Below are 4,158 nucleotides of genomic sequence, written 5' to 3' on the forward strand. Positions count from 1 at the left end.
CCAGCCAGTTTCGCCACTTCGAACATCGAAGGACGCTTATTGCCCGCATTGCGTTTGCCTGCCATGCCCCATCGCCTTTCGCACACAATTGTTGGTACGTTCGCCTATTGTACACGCAACTTTAGTTAGCGCTAACGGTCTTCTTGTTCCTAGGTTTTGAAGACCCGTATGACCGCGGATTACCGTTCGTTCCGTCAGCTGTTGCGCACATCGGCCAGGTCGCGTAGCCGCTTTGCGAAATTGGGCCAGTCGGTGCGCATGGCGGTCAGCAGCTTGCGGTTGGGCACCTCGTCGATCGGCACCCATTCGATCTCCATGCTTTCGTCGTCGTTGGCCTTCGGCTCGACGTGATGTCCCGGCTTTTCGAACGCGAACACCGTGGTGTACGCCCACGGTCCGTGGTCCTCGCAGTACGAGCCGACCACGTCGATGTCCTCCGGCGTGATGTTGGCTTCCTCATACGATTCGCGCAACGCGCCTTCGATGGGACTTTCGCCGTCCGCGGTGGCGCCACCGGGAATGCCCCACGTGCCGCCTTCCGCGCTCCATGCGGCGCGATGCTGCATGACGACGTGCGTCACTTCGCCGGTCGTCTCGTCACGGCGTGCCAGCAGCACGCCGGACGCGCCGTTCGTGCCCCAATGCTTGCGTCCGCAATCGCAGACCACCCAGCCATCGCCCGGCTGGTGCACGTTCTCCTTGGGCGGCAGCGGCTTCTCCGCCCCCGTCTTCGAATCGTATTCGACGGTGGGTGCCAGGTCGGAACGCTTGACGTTCCACAAATCCGTCCATTCGACGCCCAGCTGCGCCGCCAGCCGGCGTGCCAGCGGAAGGCTCAGGCCAATGATGCCGTGCGGATCGCCTTCGATCGAATCGATGAACGCGCCGCCGAAGCCTTCCAAGGTGAACGAGCCCGCCACTTCCAGCGGCTCGCCCGTGGCGATGTAGCGTTCGATGTCGCGATCGGAATAATCGCAGAAATGTAGCGTGGCCTTGCTGGCGCCGCGCACCATGCGGCCCGAAGCGAAGTCGATGAGGCAATGGCCGGTCCACAGCTCGCCGGTGGAGCCGCGCATGGCGCGTAGACGTTCGCGCGCGACCTCCTCGCTGTGCGGCTTGCCGTAGCATTCGCCGTCCAGAAGGAACATGGAATCGCACCCCAGAATCAGCGGTCCGACCTTCGAGCGGGTCAGACTTGGCCGTCCGTCCAGAAAATCGGCGATCGGCTCGGTGACGGTGGGTACGGCGATACCGGAGAAATCACGGGTTTTCACACTGTCGGCGGATTGGACCTCGTCCGCGCGCAAGGTGACGCGTTCGCCGGAGCCGGACTCCTGTCCGGTCGCCTTCAGCGGGAATCCGACGATGCGTTCGCCGCTCGCGTGCGATGCGGTGTCCGCGATGTTGCGGTACGCCTGATGCACGGCCTCGGCTTTGGCGGTGGCGAGGATCATCACGCGTTGTTCGACGGTCAGATCGTCAACCGTGGTGCCGAGTGCCGCGGCCTCGCGTTCCAGCGCGGCCGGCTCGTCCACATGAGAGACGCGGATGGTCGGGCAGATACCGGCCGAGAACAGCACGTCACGGCGCGGACGGGACTGGGATGCGAGAATCAGCGGAATGCTCATGCGCGCTCCACCTGCACGCCCTTGGTGTCGACCGCGAGGTGCAGCACGCGCCAGTGGCCGGATGCCAGCTCCTCGGCAGCGATCCGCTCAAGCTCCTCGTGCGCGTCGCCATGGTGGAGCACCAGCACGCATGGGCCGGCGCCGGATACCGTGGAGGCGAAGCCATGGGAGCGCATCTTCTCGATCAGCGCCCAGGACGGTTCCATCAGCGGCGCGCGGAACGGCTGGTGCAGACGATCCTGCGTGGCGGCGAACAGCAACGCATTGGCGTTCTGACGGGAGCCGGAGGCCAGCATGGCCGGATTCATGGCGGCCGGCAGCAGGCTTACGCGGGACACGTTGTGCACGGCGTCCTTGAACGGAATCTCGCTCGGCAGTGCCTGACGGGCCTTTTCGGTGGACAGCTCGTAGTCTGGCACGAACACGGCCGCGGTCAGGTCGTCGGCCACACGGTAGTTGATGGTGTGGAAGCCGTTGTGCATCGGCTCACCGCCCGGAATCGGCACGGAACCAACACCTTCGGGGGTGTCCATGTCCCAGGACATGGTGAGCCCTCCGTACACGGCGGGAGCCACGTTGTCCGGATGGCCTTCGATGGCGGCGGCCAGTTCGAACACCGCGTCGCGGTTGAGGTCGTCGTCCTGGGCGAAGGCCGCGGCCGCGGCGATGCCTGCCACGATGGCTTCGGCGGAGGAGCCCATGCCTCGCGCCTGCGGAATGTTGTTGTGCGCCTGCAGGATGAAGCCGACGCGCCCCAGGCCGAACGTCTGGCATGCACGGCGGAAGGTGGAGACCACCAGATGTGTCTCGTCACGCGGCAGGGTGTCCTCGCCCTCGCCTTCGATCATCACCTGCGCCGCGGTGTTCACCGGATCGGCGCTCAACGTGAATTCAAGCTCGTCGTGATAGTCCAGAGCCAGGCCGACCGTATCGAAGCCGGATCCAAGATTGGCGCTGGTAGCCGGAACCTTCACACGCACCTTGCGGGTAACTGGGGTCATTTCTCGCCGTCCTTCGTCCTCTTTACAAATCAAGCACCGTATATCGCGGCGGTGCAGGAGTCAAATTCAATACCATCTGTAGCCATATCCACAGCCATGTCCTGGGTCATCCGAAGCCGTCAACCGCGTTCGGGCCCACAACGCGCAACACGCATGACTCACATGCCGTTCGCGTCATGGGCCCGAATCGATTCGCCGATGTCAGTCCAGCACGCGCAGGATCGACGGTTCGCCGACCACGCATTCCAGCTGGCACACGTCCTTGACGGTCTCGCGCAGGGTGAGCTCGTCGGTCATGTGGGTGACCAGGCGCAGCTGCTGCAGCTCACCGTCATAGCCCGGATCCTTGAGCGTGGGCTTCAGGTCCTGGTTCACGCCGTTGATGGACACGCCATGATCGGCGAACTTGGCCGCGATGGCGGCGAGCACGCCCGGGTTGTCGTGGATCACGAAGCGGACGGCGAACTCGGCCTTGGACGCCTCGATCGGAGCCTTCTTCAGATCGTTGTACAGCGGAATGGATGGACCGGTGCAGCCCTGTGCGATGTGGCGGGCCTCGGTCACGACGTCTCCGACGACCGCGGAGGCGGTCGGTGCGCCGCCAGCGCCACGGCCGTAGAACATGAGGTCGTCGGCGGCCTCGGCCTTGACGAACACGGCGTTGAAGGAGCCGTGCACGCTGGCCAGCGGATGGGTGTTGGGGATCAGCGCCGGGTAGACGCGCGCGGACACGCCGTCCTCGGTGTTCTCCACGACGGCGAGCAGCTTGATGACCTTGTTTTCCGCGGTTGCGGCCGCGATGTCGTCGGCGGTGATCTTGGTGATGCCTTCGACGGAGACGTCGTCGATGGTGACGGCGGTGTGGAAGCCGAGCGTGGCCATGATGGCGGCCTTGTTGGCCGCGTCGTAGCCTTCGATGTCGCCGGTCGGGTCAGCCTCGGCGTAGCCCTTGGCCTGCGCGTCCTTGAGCACGTCGTCGAAGTCGAGACCCTTGGTGGTCATCTCGTCGAGGATGTAGTTGGTGGTGCCGTTGACGATGCCGAGCATGCTGGTCACCTTGTCTCCGACGAGGGATTCGCGCAGCGGCTTGAGGAACGGGATGGCGCCTCCCACGGAGGCTTCGAAGTAGATGTCGACGCCCTTGGCTTCGGCGGCCGCGTAGATCTCCGGACCGTACTTGGCCAGCAGCGCCTTGTTGGCGGTGACTACGGACGCGCCGGATTCGATGGCGGCGAGCACGAACTTGCGGGCCACGCCGGTTCCGCCGATCAGCTCGATGACGATGTCGGAATTGGTGGCCACGCTCATGGTGTCGGTGGTCACGACGGCCTTGTCGATCCACGGGAACGGATCGGTTTCCGCCGGGTCAAGGCAGGCGACGCCGGTCAGCTCGATCGGCCGTCCGATACGTGCGGCAAGCTCGTCCTTCTGCTCGACCAGCAGACGTGCGGTCTGGGAACCGACGGTACCCGCGCCCAGCAATCCAACGCGAATCGGCGCAACATCTTCCTGTGCCAAGGCAACCTCCC

General features: G+C 64.7%; 3 protein-coding genes. All 3 read right to left on the reverse strand.

Annotated elements, in window-relative coordinates:
• Window positions 1-194: 194 nt before the first annotated feature.
• The 3 genes from ACR0P8_RS08830 to ACR0P8_RS08840 all read right to left on the reverse strand — a co-directional run bounded on the left by ACR0P8_RS08830 (window position 195) and on the right by ACR0P8_RS08840 (window position 4,147).
• Entirely contained in the window at window positions 195-1,628 is a 1,434-nt protein-coding gene (locus tag ACR0P8_RS08830; protein ID WP_432624715.1) for a Maf family protein, read from the reverse strand.
• The gene (gene thrB / locus ACR0P8_RS08835) at window positions 1,625-2,629 is read right to left on the reverse strand and encodes a homoserine kinase (RefSeq protein WP_432624716.1); all 1,005 of its coding nucleotides are present in this window, start codon (window positions 2,627-2,629) and stop codon (window positions 1,625-1,627) included. Before thrB ends, ACR0P8_RS08830 begins: the two co-directional genes overlap by 4 nt.
• A gap of 201 nt (window positions 2,630-2,830) precedes the next feature.
• The gene (locus ACR0P8_RS08840) at window positions 2,831-4,147 is read right to left on the reverse strand and encodes a homoserine dehydrogenase (RefSeq protein ID WP_432624717.1); all 1,317 of its coding nucleotides are present in this window, start codon (window positions 4,145-4,147) and stop codon (window positions 2,831-2,833) included.
• Between the last annotated feature and the right edge of the window lie 11 nt (window positions 4,148-4,158).

The sequence above is a fragment of the Bifidobacterium sp. genome (genome assembly GCF_050874245.1).
Lineage (GTDB): Bacteria > Actinomycetota > Actinomycetes > Actinomycetales > Bifidobacteriaceae > Bifidobacterium.

Bases quoted from the DNA above. Each gene is read 5' to 3' on its own strand.
- ACR0P8_RS08830 (WP_432624715.1), bottom strand. From the start codon at position 1,628: ATGAGCATTCCGCTGATTCTCGCATCCCAGTCCCGTCCGCGCCGTGAC.
- thrB (WP_432624716.1), bottom strand. From the start codon at position 2,629: ATGACCCCAGTTACCCGCAAGGTGCGTGTGAAGGTTCCGGCTACCAGC.